General features: G+C 74.3%; 12 protein-coding genes and 1 pseudogene. 8 read left to right on the top strand and 5 right to left on the bottom strand.

What is annotated here, in order from left to right; all coding sequences use genetic code 11:
• Positions 1-114 precede the first annotated feature (114 nt).
• Positions 115-549, top strand: coding sequence for a hypothetical protein (locus IE109_RS20085; RefSeq protein WP_189552306.1), 435 nt, complete (start codon positions 115-117; stop codon positions 547-549).
• A 180-nt stretch (positions 550-729) separates the two neighbouring features.
• Here the strand turns inward: IE109_RS20085 and IE109_RS20080 are convergent, their stop codons facing one another.
• Both IE109_RS20080 and IE109_RS34065 read right to left on the bottom strand, forming a co-directional pair.
• Positions 730-1,092, bottom strand: a complete 363-nt coding sequence (locus tag IE109_RS20080; protein WP_189552305.1) for a tetratricopeptide repeat protein — start codon at positions 1,090-1,092, stop codon at positions 730-732.
• A gap of 91 nt (positions 1,093-1,183) precedes the next feature.
• Positions 1,184-1,411: pseudogene (locus IE109_RS34065) on the bottom strand (hypothetical protein); the annotation flags it as partial.
• Between IE109_RS34065 and IE109_RS20070 the strand changes: the two are divergent.
• A complete protein-coding gene (locus tag IE109_RS20070; RefSeq protein WP_189552304.1) occupies positions 1,393-2,148 on the top strand; it encodes an alpha/beta fold hydrolase in 756 nt (251 codons plus the stop codon). The pseudogene IE109_RS34065 and the gene IE109_RS20070 overlap by 19 nt on opposite strands.
• A complete protein-coding gene (locus IE109_RS20065; protein ID WP_189552303.1) occupies positions 2,145-2,651 on the top strand; it encodes a hypothetical protein in 507 nt (168 codons plus the stop codon). Before IE109_RS20070 ends, IE109_RS20065 begins: the two co-directional genes overlap by 4 nt.
• Before the next feature lie 101 nt (positions 2,652-2,752).
• On the opposite strand, the gene IE109_RS20060 is transcribed toward IE109_RS20065, so the two are convergent.
• The 3 genes from IE109_RS20060 to IE109_RS20050 all read right to left on the bottom strand — a co-directional run bounded on the left by IE109_RS20060 (position 2,753) and on the right by IE109_RS20050 (position 9,665).
• On the bottom strand, positions 2,753-3,490 hold the full coding sequence (locus tag IE109_RS20060) for a S1 family peptidase (protein ID WP_189552302.1): 738 nt from the start codon (positions 3,488-3,490) through the stop codon (positions 2,753-2,755).
• Between the two features lie 547 nt (positions 3,491-4,037).
• Positions 4,038-7,613 (bottom strand): DUF4132 domain-containing protein, encoded by a 3,576-nt coding sequence (locus IE109_RS20055; RefSeq protein ID WP_189552301.1) that lies wholly within the window; start codon positions 7,611-7,613, stop codon positions 4,038-4,040.
• A 198-nt stretch (positions 7,614-7,811) separates the two neighbouring features.
• Positions 7,812-9,665 (bottom strand): lectin, encoded by a 1,854-nt coding sequence (locus IE109_RS20050; RefSeq protein WP_373297741.1) that lies wholly within the window; start codon positions 9,663-9,665, stop codon positions 7,812-7,814.
• Positions 9,666-10,538: 873 nt separating this feature from the next.
• Here IE109_RS20050 and IE109_RS20045 point away from each other — a divergent pair.
• From IE109_RS20045 to IE109_RS20025, 5 genes are all read left to right on the top strand, one after another.
• On the top strand, positions 10,539-11,858 hold the full coding sequence (locus tag IE109_RS20045; RefSeq protein ID WP_229891286.1) for an MFS transporter: 1,320 nt from the start codon (positions 10,539-10,541) through the stop codon (positions 11,856-11,858).
• Positions 11,855-13,810 carry an alpha/beta hydrolase family protein gene (locus IE109_RS20040; protein WP_189552299.1) on the top strand — a complete coding sequence of 652 codons (1,956 nt, stop codon included), beginning with the start codon at positions 11,855-11,857 and terminating at the stop codon, positions 13,808-13,810. Before IE109_RS20045 ends, IE109_RS20040 begins: the two co-directional genes overlap by 4 nt.
• Before the next feature lie 145 nt (positions 13,811-13,955).
• Positions 13,956-15,869, top strand: a complete 1,914-nt coding sequence (locus tag IE109_RS20035) for a RiPP maturation radical SAM C-methyltransferase (RefSeq protein WP_189552298.1) — start codon at positions 13,956-13,958, stop codon at positions 15,867-15,869.
• A 26-nt stretch (positions 15,870-15,895) separates the two neighbouring features.
• A complete protein-coding gene (locus tag IE109_RS20030) occupies positions 15,896-16,558 on the top strand; it encodes a DUF5825 family protein (RefSeq protein WP_189552297.1) in 663 nt (220 codons plus the stop codon).
• Positions 16,559-16,828: 270 nt separating this feature from the next.
• Complete coding sequence (locus IE109_RS20025; RefSeq protein ID WP_189552296.1) at positions 16,829-17,266, top strand: ATP-binding protein; 438 nt, start codon at positions 16,829-16,831, stop codon at positions 17,264-17,266.
• The last annotated feature ends 58 nt before the right edge of the window (positions 17,267-17,324 follow it).

Here is a 17,324-nt window from a genome sequence, read left to right as displayed (position 1 = left end):
CGGCGGGCACGGGGCCGGTTCCGGCGGCGACCCGGGTTCGGGCTCCCGATCCTGGGCCGCCGGCGGGATTCACTCGGCGGGGATCGTCGGGAGTCCCGGGCGTAGGGTGGCGCCATGTCGCTGAGCACCGTCGTTCTCACCTGCGGTCGTCACGTCGAGCTGCGGGAGGTGCGGATGTCCTCGACGTACGGCGGCTTCTTGGAGGGCTATCCGTGCCGACTGGTCAACGACATGGTGATCCGCCGCCTCCTGTTGAGCGCGGAGGGCGCCTTCGGCGCGGACGCGCCGGTGCACCTCGTTCCACCGGCCGTCGACCGCCCGGAGGGGACCGCCGGCGGGTTCGGACCCGTCGAGGTGCTGCCGCCCGTGGCCTGTGTCGGTGCCTTCCGCTCCTCGGCGGTCACCGCCGGCCACGACCCGGTGGCGTACCGCTCCGTGCTGGCGGTCGTCTGGTTCCAGTCCACCACGGACGTCCCGTCCGGCGACGCCGCCGATCCGGGTCTGCGTGGGATCGCCTGGGCGGCGTTGGCCCGGGACGAAGAACTCTGACGCGTTCGTCGCGTGGCCGGGCAACGGCCCGGGGCCGGCCGGGGCCGGAGGCCGGTGCCCGGCGGGCGCGAGACCGGTTCCGGCGGGCGCGGGACCGGACGGCGTGGCGCCCGCCGGAGCCGGGGCCGGCCCGCCGGACGGCTCGCCGACCCGTACGGGCCCTGCGGCGGCTCGGGCGGCTCAGAGGTCCCCGAAGTCACCCGCGAGCGCCGAGGCGACACGCATGTGGGACCGTGCCTCCTCGGTGCGCCCCTGGCGCTCCAGGGTGCGGCCGAGCATCATCCGGGCGTAGTGCTCGACCGGGTCGCGCTCCACGATGACGCGCAACTGCGCCTCCGCGCGGGCCAGTTGGGCCGAGTGGTAGTAGGCGCGGGCCAGCAGGAGCCGCGGCCCGGTCTGCCCGGGCTCCTCCTCGACCAGTCCGCTGAGCACCCGTGCCGCGACGGCGTACTCCTTGGCCTCGAAGAACAGCCGCGCCCGCTCCCAGCGCTCGGCCGGTGTCCCGTGGCCGTAGTAGGCGTCGCTGGAGACGCTGTGGGTCATGTCCACTGGTGACCTCCTTCGGCGCCGTCAACCACGACCGATGGTTGAAAATTCCACCGTGCGGACGAAACGGTTTACGCCGGCGCGCGATGTCGAGGTGCCCGTTGTGACGGGATGTCTCCCCGATGGGGTGCGGGACGATCCGCCGGAGGTCCACCTGCCGGCCGTCGCGGAGGGGGATGTCTAACCATGTGTCCCGGTACCCCCGGCGGCGGGCAGTGCGGGAGCGGCTCCGCCCCCGTTCTGCGCCGAATGCGCGGTCCGGGCGGTGAACGGGCCGGGGCGGGGGAGGGTGGAAGGATGGAACAGTCGTCGACACATACCGGGATCTTCACCCGCAGGTTCGGCCCACCGCCGCGGGCCGGCGCCCCCAATGTGGTGCTGGTGCACGGACTAGGGCTCTCCGGGCGGTACTTCGTGCCGCTCGCACGGCGGCTCGCGGCGGGCGGGGTGACCGTGCTGGTGCCGGACCTGCCGGGCAACGCGCGGTCGAGGGGCGTCGTGCGCCGCGCACCGGACATCGGCGAGCTCGCGGGCGCACTGCGGCGCTGGCATCACGGGCTGGCCCTGGGGCCGAGTCTGCTGGTGGCCAACTCGGTGGGGTGTCAGGTCGTCGCCGCCTTCGCCGCCCGCCACCCGGACCTGGTCCGCCGCGTCGTGATGGTCGGTCCGGCGCTCGAACCGGGCGCCGGTGGCTGGCGGCAGTGCGGACGGCTCCTCGCGGACGCGCCCCGCGAACCGCTCGCCCTGCTCGGGCTGGCGGCGGGCGACTACCTGGTGACCGGCCCTCTCCGGTTCGCCGCCTCCTTCCGGCAGGCCCTGCGGGACGCGGCCGGGTCATTCGAGGGGCATCTGGCCCGGGTCGTCGCGCCGACCCTGGTCGTGCGCGGCGTGGGTGACACGATCGCGTCCAGGGACTGGACCCGGCGCGTGGCACGCGTGGTCGGCGACGGGCGCGCGGCCGAGGTCCCCGGGGCCGCGCACGCGGCGCACTACAGCGCGCCGGGTGCCGTGGCCGAGCTGATCGAGCGATTCACCGCGGGAGGGCATACGTGAAGGCGACGAGGACGTCCGGCGGCTCGCGGCGTCAGGACACGGAGCGTCCGTCCCCCTGGCTGCGCCTCCTGCCGGGCATCTCCCCCGAGCGGCGTGGTTTCGTGCTGGCCTGGTGGGGGTTCGCGCTCACCTTCGGCGGGATGCGTCTGCTGACCTGGCTCATCCACATCGATGTGGCCGGGGTGGGTGACGTCCAGGCCGGCGGGGTCCACCTCCACCATTACGTCTGGGGCATCCTGCTGCTGGTGGCGGTGGGTGCTGCCGGGCTGGTCGAGCGGTCCGCGCGGGCGCGCGCGTGGATGGGGCTGGCCTACGGGGTCGGGCTGGCCCTGGTGGTGGACGAGGCGGCGTTGCTGATCAGCCTCGAGGACGTGTACTGGGACACCGAGGGCGGTGTCAGTATCGCGCTGGCCATCGCGGTGATCGCCATCGCGGGAGGCGTCCTGGCGGTGACCCGGGCGCGGCGGCGCTCCGCCGGGGGAAGCGGCGCGGACGAGGGGTGACCGCCGGTACGCACGGGCGCGGGCCACGGCGACCGCCCTCCACCGCGGCGCGGTGGAGGGCGGTGCCATGCGGTCGGGCCCCCTCGGGGAGCCGTGACGGGTCAGACGCCGGCGACGCTCTGGATCCAGGAGCGGTACGCCGTGACGTTCGTGTACGCGGTGGTGGTCTGGCGGTCGCTGGTGGAGGCGACGCCCACCTGCACGCCGTTGGCCATCATGGGGCCGCCCGAGTCGCCGCCCGCCGTGATGCCGTTGCCGCGCCGGGCGCAGATGGCGGAGCCGTTGTACGCGTCGCGGCAGCCGCCGGTGACGATGACGTCGGCGACCTTCAGGTACTGCGACTGGCAGTTGGCTTCCGAGCCGCACTGGTACGTGGCGCCCCAGCCGTACACCTGGACGGTCTGGTTCACCGATACGGAGCCCGGCTGGCCGAGGCGGGCGTAGGTGCCGGACACCGAGCGGTCGAGCCGGACGAGGGACAGGTCCGCGGAGGCGTGGTTCTGGACGCTGATCCCGTTGGCGACGGTGCCGCCGGTGGTCTGGTCGAGGCTCCCGATGCGGAACGACAGTCCGCCGCCGCCGACGCAGTGCTTGGCGGTGAGGATCCAGGTGGGAGCGATGATCGTGGCACTGCAGGTCTGCCGCCCGTTGGAGAAGAGGCGGGCCGCCCAGGGGGCGTTGCCGGCGTAGCCGCCGCCGATGATCGGCTGGACTTCGGCGCCGGGGGCGACGGCCGGGGCGGCGGGGGCGGGCGATGCCTGCGCCGACGCCGTGGGAGCCAGCCCTAAGACGGACAGGGCGGCGATCGCGAGGGCAGGGGCCAGTCTGGCTATTCGCACGTTCGTCTCCATTGTGTGGGGGTGGGAACGTCCTCGGTGAGGACCACAAGCGCCGCATAGGTATGCGGCAGGGACGCACGCTCCGGCCGGGGTAAGCCTGTCGCGTGCATGCCATTTCGGCTGTGGTGAATGTGACAGACGGGTCGTCGCCCCCGCAAGAGGTGGGGTTGCGAAAGTTTGCCAACTGGCGCCAGAAAGCGATGAATCGCAGGCATCTGCCCTGCTCAACGCCGTTTCTCATACCCCCGAGCGCTCAGCGGTCCAGGCTGTTCCACAGACCGGCCTCGCGTCCGCAAGAGGGTCGAGGGGCGACACGGGACCCCTTGGGCGCCGACGCGCCATCGAGCTCAACTATCCGCGTAGATATACGTAATGGAGAATGCGCAGGCGAATTTTTGCGGTTTCGAGGATCCGGGACCGAAGATGATGCGACCACCCCTCGCCCCCTCCCGTCGCCTGACGGCCGACCACCTGACGGCCGGACACATCGGACGTCCCGCGCGGCGGCCGCCCGCGCGGTGCGCCGCGCCGGGACGGGGCACACCCCTCATTCGCCGCGCATGCGCGCGCGCAGTCCCTGGCACTCGACGGCGGACCAGAGCACTCCGGCGAGGCCGTCCACCAGACGGTCGTCCGTCACCTCCGGCAGTGTGAGCCGTATCGCCTCTCCGAGTTCCGACCAGACCCGCTCCGTGGTGTCGAAGACGCCCCGCGCCCAGGAACGCGCACCGGCAAGCTCCTCCACGGAGGCGCGCACGGAGGTTCCCACGGCGTCGAGGAGGCACTCCGCCGTGGCGGTGTCGACCGTACGCAACCGGGCCGAGCCGGCCTCGTCGCGCGGACGCAGCAGATGCCACCAGCCCGGGGGCGGAGCGAACGGGGAACCCGCCGTCCACCGGCCGTGCCGGCGCCCGAGCACCCCGTCGCCCGTCAGCGCCCGGGCCGCGGGACCCGCGAGCGCCCAGGCCGCTGTGACGGTGCCGTCGGGGCAGCGCAGTTCGCCGTACTCCAGAATGTCTCCGGCCACGAGGTGCACGGTTCGCGGCCGGTCGTCCCCGGGGAACAGCACCGTCTCCCGGCCGGACGGCTCCGTCAGGGAGCTGACCCGGCGGCCCCCCTCGATCGGGGCGGTCACGAACGTGCCGTCCTCCCACCGGACGCCGGTGTGCCACGGCTTGCGGTAGTCGTACGTCTCGTCCTCCCACCGTGCCCGCACCCCGTCACGGCCCACGGCGACCGCCCGGCCGCTTCCCACCAGGAGCAGGGCGTCACCGCCGTCCCGCACCTCCGCCCAGTCGCCGGTCCGCCACTGCTCGTCGGCGTCGGGGAACCCCCACTCGTCGGGGACACCGGAACGCAGGGTGTGCGCCAGGGCCACGGCCGGGTCGAGGGCGAGCACGCGCTCCACCTCGTCGGCGACGTGCCGGCGGGCCGCCGGGACGGCGAAGGGCTCCAGCCCGCACAGCGCGGTGTGGAGCGGCAGCACACCGCCCTCGGAGGCGCGGCGGCCGCGCTCGCGGAGGAGGTCCACGGCGAAGGCGCGCAGGGCCGGTTTCGCGGTGAGCGTCCTGACGCGTCCCGTGTCGCGGGTCAGCGGGTGCGGCGGGCGGTGACCGATCGACAGGGTGCCCGGCGGGTCGGCCAGTTCGGCCGCCAGCCGGGGGGCGAAGCGGACGTCCCGGGTGACGTGCGGGAGATCGTCGCCCTTCGCCCGGCCGAGCCAGCCGAGGAATCCGAGTGGTTCGGTCCCGGTGTCCCGCACCGGGACCCCGGCCGCGAGCAGTGCGTCGAGCAGGCCCAGGTCGACACAGCGGTCACGCGACGACGCCTGGGTGTCCGGCATCCGCAGGGCCGGCAGCGCCCGGTGGTCGGCGCCCTCGGCGCGCAGCCGCGCGCCGATGCCCTCGAGCAGGCGAGCCAGTCCTTCCACCGGTGGCCGCAGGCCCCGGTAGCGCTGCGCGAAGCGGTTGAGCCAGGCCCGGACGCCCTCCGCGTCCACCGCCGGGCCGGCGCCGCCGCCCCCGTCCCCCGGCGCGCCCGCCGCTCCGGTGAGCAGCGCGACCGCGCCCGTCTCGCGCAGCAGCCGCAGCCAGCCCGCCGCCGCCTCCGTGAGCGCCACCCGCCCGCCCCCGGCGGGCGCGGCGGTCAGGGTGAGCAGCTCGTGCGGTGCGACCCGGCCCTCGGAGAGCAGCGCCGAAAGGACGGGCGCCCAGCCGTCCCAGGCGTCCATGGTGGCGTCGTCCATGCCACCGTGCGCCAGCAGGCCGCACAACAGCGCCCGGTGTTCCTCGTCCACCGGTGCGGTGCCCCCGGCGAGGTCCAGGAGGGTGTCCGCGAACTCGGGTCTCGACGGCAGGCCGGCCCGGTGCCAGGACAGTACGAGCCCGCGGTAGCAGTGGGCCGCACGGGGAGCCGGGAGACGGGCGGCGAGGGCCTCGCGGTGGTCGGCCAGGGCACGCTTCGACACGGCCCCCGCCGCCGCGCACTCCACGAACGACTCGATCAGGGCGTCCTCGTCGATGGTCTCCCCGCTGTGCCGCTCGACCTCGCGGGCGCGGGCGAACAGCGGCTGGGCCATGGCGGGGCTGCCCGCCTCGGCGATGATCCGCGCGCCCTCCTCCAGAGCGGCGGCCATCAGCCTCGGCGCCCGCTTCTCCAGTGGCCGGACGGCCGCTTCGAGCGCCTTGGCCGCGCGCCCGGGCTTCGCGACCGCCGTCGCGGCGCAGGCGCGGAGCTGCTTCAGCAGTCCGATCGCCCGGTGCGCGGCGGCGGGTTCGGCGCGGCACACCCGCGCGAGGAAGCCGAGCGGAGCGGACCGCACCCGCCCGACGGCCTCCCGTCCCGCGCTCCCGTCCGGTACGGGCACGAGGCCCAGGGCCCGGGCCACGGCGTCCTCGGCGCCGGCCGCCCGCCGGGGCACCAGCCGCACGATCCGGGCGCCGTCCTCCAGCGCCGGCCAGTCGTACCGGCACACGGTGAGCGCGTCCTCGCCGACGGCGGCGTCCGGCGGTGTGCCCGGGGCGACACCTCCCGCGTCGAGCAGCTCCGCGTCCCCCCACGCTCCGCGGGCCGTGCCCGTACGACCGGCCGCGTCAGCGGCGGATTCCGGTCCCGCCGCAGCCGCGGTCCCGGCGCACCGGGCCAGGAACAGGTGGTACGCGGCGGCCGCGTCGGGCCGCTCCTCCTGGTGGTAGCCGCCGTCCCGCGCGTCGTACAGGTGGGCGGCCGTGCGCATGCCCTCCGACCAGGCGATGAGCGGGATGTCGTCGAACGCCCCCGCACCCTCCCTGGTCTCGCCGCGCGGGCCCCAGTACACGTCGTTCATGAGGGTGCCGCTCATCGGCCCCTGCCACCGCAGGTCGATCCGCAGGGGATGGCGGGTGCGGCCGGCGTGCACCTCGAAGTGGGCGGTCTCGCCCCGGATGCGCCCGCCGAACCGGGACACCGCCCGCTCGAAGCGCGCCCCGCTGTCGAACTCGGCGCCGTCGAACGCGTCCACACCCCGCCGGCCGTGCCGCGACGCGGGTGCCGCGCGGGGGCGCCACCACACCGTGCGGTGCAGCTGCTCCACGCCCTGCTCGCCCCCGTGCGCGTCGAGCAGGGATCGCCACCGCTCCAGCAGCCCCCGACCGTCCGGGTCCAGCAGCACCGGATGCGGGACCGTCACCAACGGTTCGTCGAGGAGCAGCTCCCCCTCCGGCGACACCACCCGCAGCCCGCCTCCCGCGCCGGCCCCGGCCTCGACGAGCAGTCCGGCGCGTGCCACGTCCGCCGAGCCGTCCGCCCGGTGGGGCGCGACCACCAGGTGGCGCAGCGCGCGCTGCCAGTACGGGTCCGGCCACACGGCGTGCAGCAGTGTCGCCGGGACCGGCAGCGAGCGGGTCATCCAGCGCTCCGCCACCGAGCGCGCGCCCTCCGCGTGGTCGGCGAGCCAGTCGGCCAGTGCCTGGAGCAGTTCCGCCTCTTTGCTCGCGCGCACCTTCGGCGGCACCTTCTTGAGGATTCGCCCCGCCGCGTTGCGGCACACCAGCACGGGGCGGGGCTCCGCGTACGCGTCCAGCGCCACCTCGTGGGCGGCCCGAGCGGAGCCCTCCCCCGTACCCTCGACCGCGATCCATTCCATGGCCGTGCCCCCCGTCCCGTGCCCTGAGCGCACGGCGGCATGACGCGCCGCCGTGTGCCGGTGCCCGTCGCGGACGGGCGCCGACGTGTTCACTCTAGGACCGGCCACTGACAACGCCCCGCCGGGCCGGGTGGCGGCCCGGCGGGGCGTTCCGGGAAGCGGTGCGGCGCCCCGAGGGCGTTCGGGCGGTCCGGTGGCTCAGGAGGGATGGTGGGTCCACTTCTGGTTGGCCCCGCCGGTACAGCTCCAGATCTGCGCCGGGGTGCCGTCGCCCGGCGAGTTCCCGGTGACGTCGAGGCACTTGTCGGCGGTGACGTTCACCAGGTCGTGGGTGGTGGCGTTGTACGACCACCGCTGCGCACCGGTGCCGTTGCAGGTGTACAGCTGGACCCGGGCGCCGTCGGCGGTCGACGCCCCCGTCACGTCGAGGCACTTGCCGAGGGCCCGCACGCTGCCGTCGGCGGCGAGCGTCCAGCGCTGGGCGGCGGTGCCGTTGCAGGTGTACAGCTGGACACCGGTGCCGTCCGCGGTGGCTCCGCCGGCGACGTCCAGGCACTTCCCGGCGAGGCCGGTGAAGGTGCCGGTGGCCGCGCCCCCGCCGGCCGTTCCCGCCCAGGTGAAGGTGGCGGTGGTGCGGGCGGGCAGGGTGTAGGTGAAGGACTGGCCGCCCCAGTTCACCCGGACCGACTGGCTGCCGCCGCCGCCGTTGTGCGCGATGAGAGCCTTGGAACCGTCGGGGTTGCGCCAGGCCACGTTCTGGACGGTGGCGTCGGCGGTGGAGTCGATGCGGTACGCGCCCGGCCTGACGAACTTCGTCAGGTGCCCGGTGGTGTAGTACTCGACGGTGTAGTCGACCTGCCCCGCCCGCGCACCGCCTTCGTGCACGGTGATGAGACCGGTGCAGGTGCCGCAGCCACCGTTGTGGGGGCCCATGTTCTGATTGAGGGCCAGGCTCCATTTGACCAGGCTGCCGCTCCAGTTGCGGGCGTAGCCGACGATGTCGGCCAGGTCCTCGTTGTGCTGGTCGGCGATCCAGGTCCCGCCGGAGTGTTCGGTGCTGAACTGCTTGACCGCCGGGTACTGGTCGTGGACCTGGGTGCCCACGGCGGGGTCGCCGAAGTAGCCGTGCCAGGCGATCCCGCCGAACAGCGGGTCGTTGCGCACCGCGGGGTCGTTCAGGACTCCGGAGCCGAAGCCGGCGTAGTCGCCGTAGTTCCAGTCGTGGACGAGGACCTTGGTGGTGATGCCGGCCGCCCGGAAGGCGGGATAGAGGTGGTTCTTGGTGAACTCGGCCAGCCCGGACGGGTTCCAGTTCATGCCCGGGTAGTCCATCGCCGTGGGGTTGGTGGCCTGGCAGCAGTTGGGCTCGTTCTGTACGGAGAGGTAGTCGACCTTCACTCCGGCTGCCTGGTAGCTCTGGACGTACTTGACCAGGTACTGGGCGTAGAGGGGGTAGTACTCCCACTTCAGCCAGCCCATCTGGTCCATCCGGCCGTTGTCCTTCATCCAGCCCGGCGCGCTCCAGGGCACTCCCTTGACCCGCAGGGCGGGGTTGAGCTGCCGGGCCTGGGCGGTGAGCAGCCGTACGCCGGTGTCGTAACCGTTCGCGCCGAAGTCGGCGAGGTCGCAGCAGGTGTCGTCCAGCGAGACGTGGCCGGGCCGGGACAGGTCCGAGGCGCCGATGGGATTGCGTACGAAGGACAGGCCGATGCCGTCGGTCGGTGAGAAGAGCCTGCGCATCACCGCGTCGCGGGTCGCCGCGCTGATCGCTCCGCCGCGCAGCAGATGGGCGGTGGTGTCGGTGATCGACGCGCCACCGCCCTCGAACCGCTGGTAGGTGGTGTTCTCGTCGACGGTGATGGTGCGGTTCGCCGTGCCGCCCGCCGGACCGAACGCGAGCGGCGACTGCTGGGCCAGCCCGCGGGTGACGGTCCGGCCCCCGGCGTCGGAGGTCGTGGTGAGCCAGACGTCGACCCGTTCGCCCGCTGCCCGGGCGGTGCCGGGACCGGAGAGGACCAGGGAGCCGGCGACCAGCGCGCCGACCGCGAGCACGGTGAACGACCGCCGGCCGCCGGAGCGGCGACGCCGGCGCGGGCCGGGCAGGTCGCGGGAGCCGGGGGTGCGGTGGGGCAGGCGGCGTGACCGGTGAACGGCCCGCCGGGCGAGCGACGACACCCGTCGCTGTATGTCGTGGACCTGACACTTTCCTTTCGTGGGGGGCCGGCCGCACCCAGGCGCGGTGAGAGCCGCGGCGGGCCACATGCGGGCGTCGCCGCGCACACCCGGACGACGCGACGGCGGCCCCACATCGACGGCCAGATAAAGGTAAAGGCTTAGCTCAAGCCATGAAGTTATGAGGCGTCCCGGACCCCGTCAACCCTTCGCGCACCGCCGAACGCCCGGAGCCCTCGCGGCCGGAGTCGGGCCGGCAGCGCGTCCACCCCCGGCACGCCCCCACCGGTCGCGGTGCGCCTGTACGCGGTGCGCCCGAAGCGGTGCACCCGGACCGGAGGCCCACCTCCCCGGCGACGGACACGACGGTGAGGGTGGCGGCCACGACCACGGCAGCGGCAGCGGCCCCACCGCGACGGCGAGCGTTCTCGGCCGAAAGCGGCGCGCGTACGGCTGCGCGGCGGCCAGAACCGCCCGCGCCGTCACCTCGCCATCCGCACCACTGTTTCCAGCCGCTCCCCCCAGCGGGTTCCGCGTTTCGCCTGTGAGGGAGGGCCCTTTTCCCGCCAGCCAACGGAATGATCTCCCCCTCTTTCCTTTCGCGACCGAGCGGGTGTTCCCGGCCGCTCCCCTGCATGAATTCGGCCACTCGCAATGACGTCTTGTGGCGCTCGTCGGGGCGTGATTAAGATCCCGCTCGTTTCGTTTCCCGCACACTTCCTGCACGTTTTCGCCAAATCGGTGAGGTGCTCCGTGGAACGGCCCGCGTCAACCGCACCACCGTCCCACCCCCGTTCGAAAGCACGCGACTTCCGGCTCCTCTGGTGGGCCAACGCCGCCGACGGCGTCGGCACCCAGGCGTCGGGCGCCGTTCTCCCCCTGCTCCTCCTCGGGCTCGGGCACTCCGCCCAGGTGGTCGGCCTGATCGCCGGTCTCTCCACCGCCGTCGGACTCCTCGTCGGCCCGTTCGTCGCGGTGCCGGCCGACCGGGGCGCGCGCAAGCGGGTGATGTTCGGGGCCGCGACCGTCTCCGCCCTCGCGATGGGCGGTGTGACGCTCGCCCTGGTGGCCGGCGATCCGCCACTCGGCCTGCTCGTCGCCGTCGTCCTGGTCGAGCGGGTGGCCACCGCGTCCTTCGAGGCGGCCGCCCGCGGCACGGTCGCCCTGATCTGTCCGGAGGCGGAACTCCCGCGGGCGATCGGGCGCCTGGCCGCCGCCGACCAGGGCGCGCTGATCGTCGGCCCTGCCCTGGGCGGCGCGCTCTACCAGGTCGCCCGCGCGCTGCCGTTCCTCGCCGACGCCCTGTCGTACGTCGTCAGCGCCTTGTGCGTACGGGGGATGCGGGCGGACCTCGCCGCGCCGGAGTCGCACGGGCCGGCAGCCGCCGCGCCGCCCGTACGCGGGGAAGACCGCGGGGAAGACCGCGGGGAAGGCCGAGGCGGACGCGGGAAGGCCCTGCTGCGCGAGGGGGCGGCCGGGCTGCGGCTGGTACGTTCCTCGCCGCCGTTGCGGCTCGTCCTGGTGTGGAGCGCCACCGTCAACGTCGTCGTCGTGACGCTCTACTTCGGCGCCGTGTTCGCCCTTCAGCGCGACGGTCATGGAGGCGCCGTCCTCGGCGCGGTCCTCGCCGCCTCGGGTGCCGCCGGGCTGACCGGGGCGCTCGCCGCCCCGGGGCTGGCGAAACGATTCGGCGCCTCCCGCGCGGTCATTGGCGTGAGCTGGCTGCTCGTCCCGCTCACCGTCGCGCCGGCCACGCTCGCCCCGGTCGTCGGAGCCTGGGCGTACGGGGTGCTGTTCGGCCTCGTCTGCCTGCTGATGCCGCTCGCCTCCGTGGTGCTCCAGGCCCGCGCCCTCCAGGTCACCGCACCGGCCTTGCAGGCGCGCACCGGTGCGGTCCTGGCCACCGCCACGACGGGCGGCGCGGCCCTGGCGCCGGTCCTCGCGGGGGTGCTCGCGGACCGGGTCTCCACGTCCGCCCCCGCGCTGGCCTGCGGGTCGGTGCTCGTCCTGTTGGCGGCGCACACCTCCCGGCGCTCGGTGCGCGGCGGCCTCGCGGCGGAGGTGGCCGGATGACCGGCGGCTACCGGGTCTACCGGGCGGCGCTGCCCGAGGTGTGCGCCGCCGACCCGGCCAGGATGGTCTTCACCGCCGACGCCGACGGCCGCTGCGAGGTGTTCACCTGGGACGCCGTCACCCGGCGAGCCCGGCAGGTCACCCGGCGGCCCCGCGGCACACTGCACGGCGCCATCGACCGGGAGGCGCACGTGTGGTGGTTCGACGAGGACGCGCACGGCCGCGGCCACTGGCGGTTCCAGCCCTTCGCCGGCGGCCCGGACCTGCCGGGGCTCTCCGGCGTACCCTCCGGACTCCCCCGGGGCCTCGCGGTGAGCGACCACGGCACCGTCGCCCTGGCCGTCGGGCACGGCGGCACCACCAGCGTCCACCTCGGCCCGCGCGGCGGCGCCGCCCGCACGGTCGCCCACACAGACGGCCACGCCACCCTCACCGGGATCACGCCCCGGGGCCACTTGCTCGCCGTCGGCCGGGCCGACGGCGTCACCGTGCTCACCTCCGGGGGCACCGTCCGCGCGGTCCTGCCGGGCGGTGACCGCTCCGGCCGCCTCTGGGCCCTGGGCTTCGCGCCGGCCGGACCGGACGAGGAACTCCTCCTGGTCCGCGAACGCGACGACCGGTACGTCGTCGAGACCTGGCGGCCCGGCACCGGGACCGTCACCCACGACTGGTGCGCCTTCGACACCGAGATCACCGCCCGCTGGGATGCCGACGGGCGCTCCGTACTGGTCCGCCAGGACCGTCACGGCCGCTCCGCCCTGCGCCGCGCCCGTCTCGACGACCGGACCCTCACCACCGTCCCCACCCCTGCGGGCACCCTGTTGGACGCCGCGACCCGCCGCGGCGGCGACCTGCACTACCTGTGGACGGACACCGCGCACCCGCCGAGGCTGTGCTCCTCGCGCGGCACGCCGCTGCCGCCCCTGCCCACCGTGACCGACCCGGTCCCCGGCACGCACCGCGACCTGTGGACCCCCGGCCCCGAAGGCCCGGTGCACACCCTCCTCAGCCTGCCCGGACAGCCCGCCTCACTCACCGAACCCACCACACCCACCACACCCGCGCTCCACGGACCCACCGGACCTGCCATCCCCACCGGACCCGCCGGAGCGACCGCCCGACCCGGAACCCCGGCCCCGGCCCCCGCCCCCGCGGTCTTCCTGGTGCACGGCGGACCCGCCGACCACGACCGCGACGCCTACGACGGTGTCGTCCACTCCCTCGTCGCCTCCGGCTTCGCCGTCGCGCGCGTCAACTACCGCGGGTCCACCGGGTACGGGCCCCGCTGGCGGCGCGCCTCGGGACTGGGCGTCGGCCTCGCCCAGGTGGACGACCTGGTCTCCGTCCGGGCCGACCTGGTCGGCCGCCGGCTGATCCGTCCCGACGCCGTGGGGCTGTGGGGCACCTCCTGGGGCGGCTACCTCGTCCTGCTCGCCCTCGGCACCTGCCCGGACCTGTGGCGGGCGGGAGTCGCCGTCAAGCCCGTCGCCGACTGCGCGGCCGCATACGCCACGACGACGCCCGCCCTGCGCGCCCTGGACGAACGGCTCTTCGGCGGCACCCCCGACGAGGTGCCCGACCGGTACGCCCGCAGCTCCCCGATCCAGTACGTGACCGCGGTCCGGGCCCCGCTGCTGGTGGCCGCGGCCACCCATGACGCCAAGTGCCCGCCCGGTCAGGTCCGCGGCTACCTCGCCGCGCTGCGCGCCGCCGGGGTCCGCCACGAGGCGATGTGGCTCGACTCCGGTCACGACGGCTACGACGGCGGGGACCACGTCGCCGTACTGCGCCGAGCCGTGGTCTTCCTCGACCGGGAACTGCGCGGCCCGGCGCGCCGCCCCCAGACGCCCCGCTCCACCCGGAGCGGGGAGCACCGCACCACCGAACGCACCACGGAAAGGAGAAGGTCTCATGCAGAAGGACGTCATTCACAACGACCCGCTCGCGGGTGACGAGGAGAACCGCAAGCCGAGCGTCGGCATCACCGTCACCGTCCCGTTCCGCAACGCCGAGGACGCGGAAGAGGACTGACCCGTGCCGGCCGGCCCGGTGGTGCACCGCCGGGCCGGCCGGTCCCCCGATCCCCGAGGAGCCGACATGCGTGTGCTGCTGGTCAACATGCCCTGGTCGCCCATCGACCTCCCGTCCCTCGCGCTGGGCATACTCAAACGAAGCGTGGACGAGCGCGTGCCCGGCGCCGAGGCCGAGATACTGCACGCCAATCTCGAATTCACCGACTGGATCACCGCCCGTACCGAATTCAGCGGCGACGACTACGAGTACTACGCCCTGTCGTCCTATTTCATGGGCTGCGGCGACTGGGTGTTCTCCTCCGCCCTCTACGACGATCCCCGGTGGCGCGAGGAGGAGTTCACGGCGGTGATGCGCGGCAAGCTCAAGAAGTCGCGCATGGCCATGACCCGGGCGCTGCACCACGTGGTGCCCGAGTTCGTCGACGAGATCGCCGGGCGGATCGTGGAGTACGCCCCCGACGTCGTCGGGTTCACCTCGACCTTCCAGCAGAACACCGCGGCGCTCGCCGCCGCCCGCCGGGTCAAACGGCTCGCCCCCCACATCGTCACCGTGATGGGAGGGGCCAACTGCGACGGGGCCCAGGGCGCCGCCGTCCACCGCAATTTCCCCTTCGTGGACCATGTGGTGCGCGGGGAGGGCGAGGCCGCCTTCCCGCGGTTGCTCACCGCCCTCGCCGACGGGTCCGACCTCTCCGGGGTGCCGGGCCTGTGCCACCGCGGCCCCGGCGGGGAGAGCCTCGTCAACCCGATGGCCACCCGCCCGCTGCCGCCCGCCGCGATCCTGCCGCCCGACTACAGCGGCTACTTCGAGCGCCTGGCCGCCTCCGTGGCCCGCAACTGGGTCGAGCCCAAGCTCGTCGTCGAGGGCGCCCGCGGCTGCTGGTGGGGCGAGAAGCACCACTGCACCTTCTGCGGCCTCAACGGCTCCTTCATGGAGTTCCGCTCCAAGAGCCCGGACACCTTCTACGAGGAGATCGTCGAGCTGGCCCGCCGCCACCGGGTCCTGGACATGTACCTCGTCGACAACATCCTCGACATGGGCTACCTCACGACCGTGCTGCCCAGGATCATCGACAGCGAGTACGACCTGCGGCTGCACGTGGAGATCAAGGCCAACATGCGCCGCGAGCAGCTCCGTACGCTCGCCCGGGCGGGGATGATCTACGTCCAGCCGGGCATCGAGTCCCTGAACCACCGGGTCCTGGACCTGATGGACAAGGGCGTCAGCGGCTGCCAGAACGTGCGCATGCTCCGCGACGGCGCCGAGACGGGCCTGTCCGTCGCGTGGAACTACCTGCACGGGTTCCCCGGCGAGACGGAGCGCGACTACGAGCCGGTGATCGCGCAGATCCCGGCCCTGGAACATCTGGACCCGCCGGTGGACCTGTCGGCGCGCATCGCCATCGAGCGTTTCAGCCCCTACTTCGAGCGGCCCGAACTCGGGTTCACCGGTCTGCGTCCGGAGGAGCACTACCGCTTCACCTACGACCTGCCGGAGGAGGAGCTGTACGACCTGGCCTACGTCTTCGAGGCACCGCCGCGCGGCATCGGCGAGCCGACCGTCACCGCGCTCAACGACGCGCTCGGCGCCTGGAAGAAGCACCACGCCGACGCCCGGCTCACCCATGCCGACCTGGGCGACCGGATCGTGCTGGTCTCCCGGCGCCGCGCCTTCGACTGGCGCACCCTGGAGGTCACCGACCGCTTCGAGCAGGCGGTCTTCCGCCTCCTCGACCAGCCGCACACCCCGGCCGCCCTCACGGCGAAGGCCGCCCGGAAGGTGCCGGGCGCCGCCCGTGACGAGGCCGGCGTGCGGCGGCTCCTCGATGCCTGGCTGGCCCTCGGGATCGTCTTCACCGACGGCGGGCAGTACGTCCACATCGCCCCCGCCGCCGTCAACGAGGACCTGCTGCGACTGGACTTCATGCGCCACACGTACGCGGCGGCGGACACGCCCGCCGAGCCCGTCCACGTATGACCGCGCCCGGAGGAGGAGTACGCCCCATGAGCACCACCTGCGGACCGCCCGCCGTCCTCGCCTGGCGGGACTACGACCCCGAGGCATGCCGGCTGCCCGGGATGTTCCTCGGCGAACTCGCCCTGCCCGGGCCCGCCGAGGGGGAGAGTGAGCGGCTGTGGCACCTCGGCGCCCGGCGCGTGCGGCTGCCGGGCGTCGTCGACCTGGCGGGTACTCCGGACGCCGACCGGGCCGCGGCGGCCGTCGGCGCGCTGTGCCTGGTGCGCGACCTGACGGCCCGGGCGGTCCTCGTCGAGTGGGACCTCCGCCTCGACCCGGCGGCCGGTGAGGGGTGGCGGGTGCTCAGCCACCTCCAGCCGCCCCGGCGCATCGAGGGGCCGGACGGGGCCGACGACGCCCTGCGCGCGTGGCGGCGCGGTCACTACCTGTGCAAGTGCCTGTGGCGCAAGGGTCCCGGCTTCGTGCAGATCCGGGACCGGCGCTGGGGCGAGCTGCGCCGCTTCACCGCCGACGAGCCGGAGTACGAGCGGGCCATCGAGACCCTCGCCCACGGGGCGCCCGCGCGGTCCGTCCCCCGGGCGGTGCTGGACGACTTCCGCGGTGAGGACCTCGTCCTGGACGTGGGCCCGCTCGCCTGGTGGCTTCCGTACCGGATCAGCCGCTGGCTCCAGGAGTCGATGACGATCTGATCCCGCGTGCCCGGCCGGTCCCCTCCGCGACTCCGGGCGCGCCCCGCGATGTCGTCCGATTGACGGGCGCGTCAGCGGTTACTCGTGACGGCGCCCCGAACGCAAGCCGGCACGTGTTCGTCCGGTCGCCGCCGGGCCCGGAGAGGTCTCCGGTCCCGGCGGCAGGCCGGCCATCTGCCAGTCGCGTGAGACGGGCAGCCGGTGCGAGTAGACGACCGGTGACCGGGAAGGCGGACAATTCACGCCAGACGGACAGGTGGGAGGTCGGGCATGGTCTCGGGACCGCTCAGTGACGACTGGAACGGAGTGGACGGCGACATCGCCGAAGGGCTCAGTGTGCGTTTCGCGGGAGAGCTGGGCGACGTCACGGACGCGCGGCTGGCGACGGGGGTGTTCCTCGACGGCCTCGCGGCCGCCGATCCGCCCGCGGAGGCCGACAGCCGCGACGACATCCTGCTGGTGGTGACGGAGCTGGCGGCCAACACCATCCAGTACGCGCCCGGCCCGTTCACCCTGCGGGTACGCCGCACGTTCGACGGGGTGCACGTGATGCTGCGGGACAGCAACCCGGCGCCGCCGAAGCCGGTGCCGTCCAGGAGGGCCGGCAAGCCCGGCGGGCTGGGCTGGCACATCGTGCAGGCCCTCGGAACGGTCAACGTGCTCCTCCAGCACGACGGCAAGGAGGTGCACGTCTTCCTGCCCTGGTGAGCGTGCCCGCCCCGGCCGGCGTCCCGCCCTGGTGAGCGGGCGCGGCCCCGGCGGCCAC

It is taken from the genome of Streptomyces lavendofoliae (genome assembly GCF_014649735.1).
GTDB classification, from domain to species: Bacteria; Actinomycetota; Actinomycetes; order Streptomycetales; family Streptomycetaceae; genus Streptomyces; species Streptomyces lavendofoliae.
Note: the sequence above shows the minus strand (reverse complement) of the source record. Positions and strands in the feature narration are given on the sequence as shown.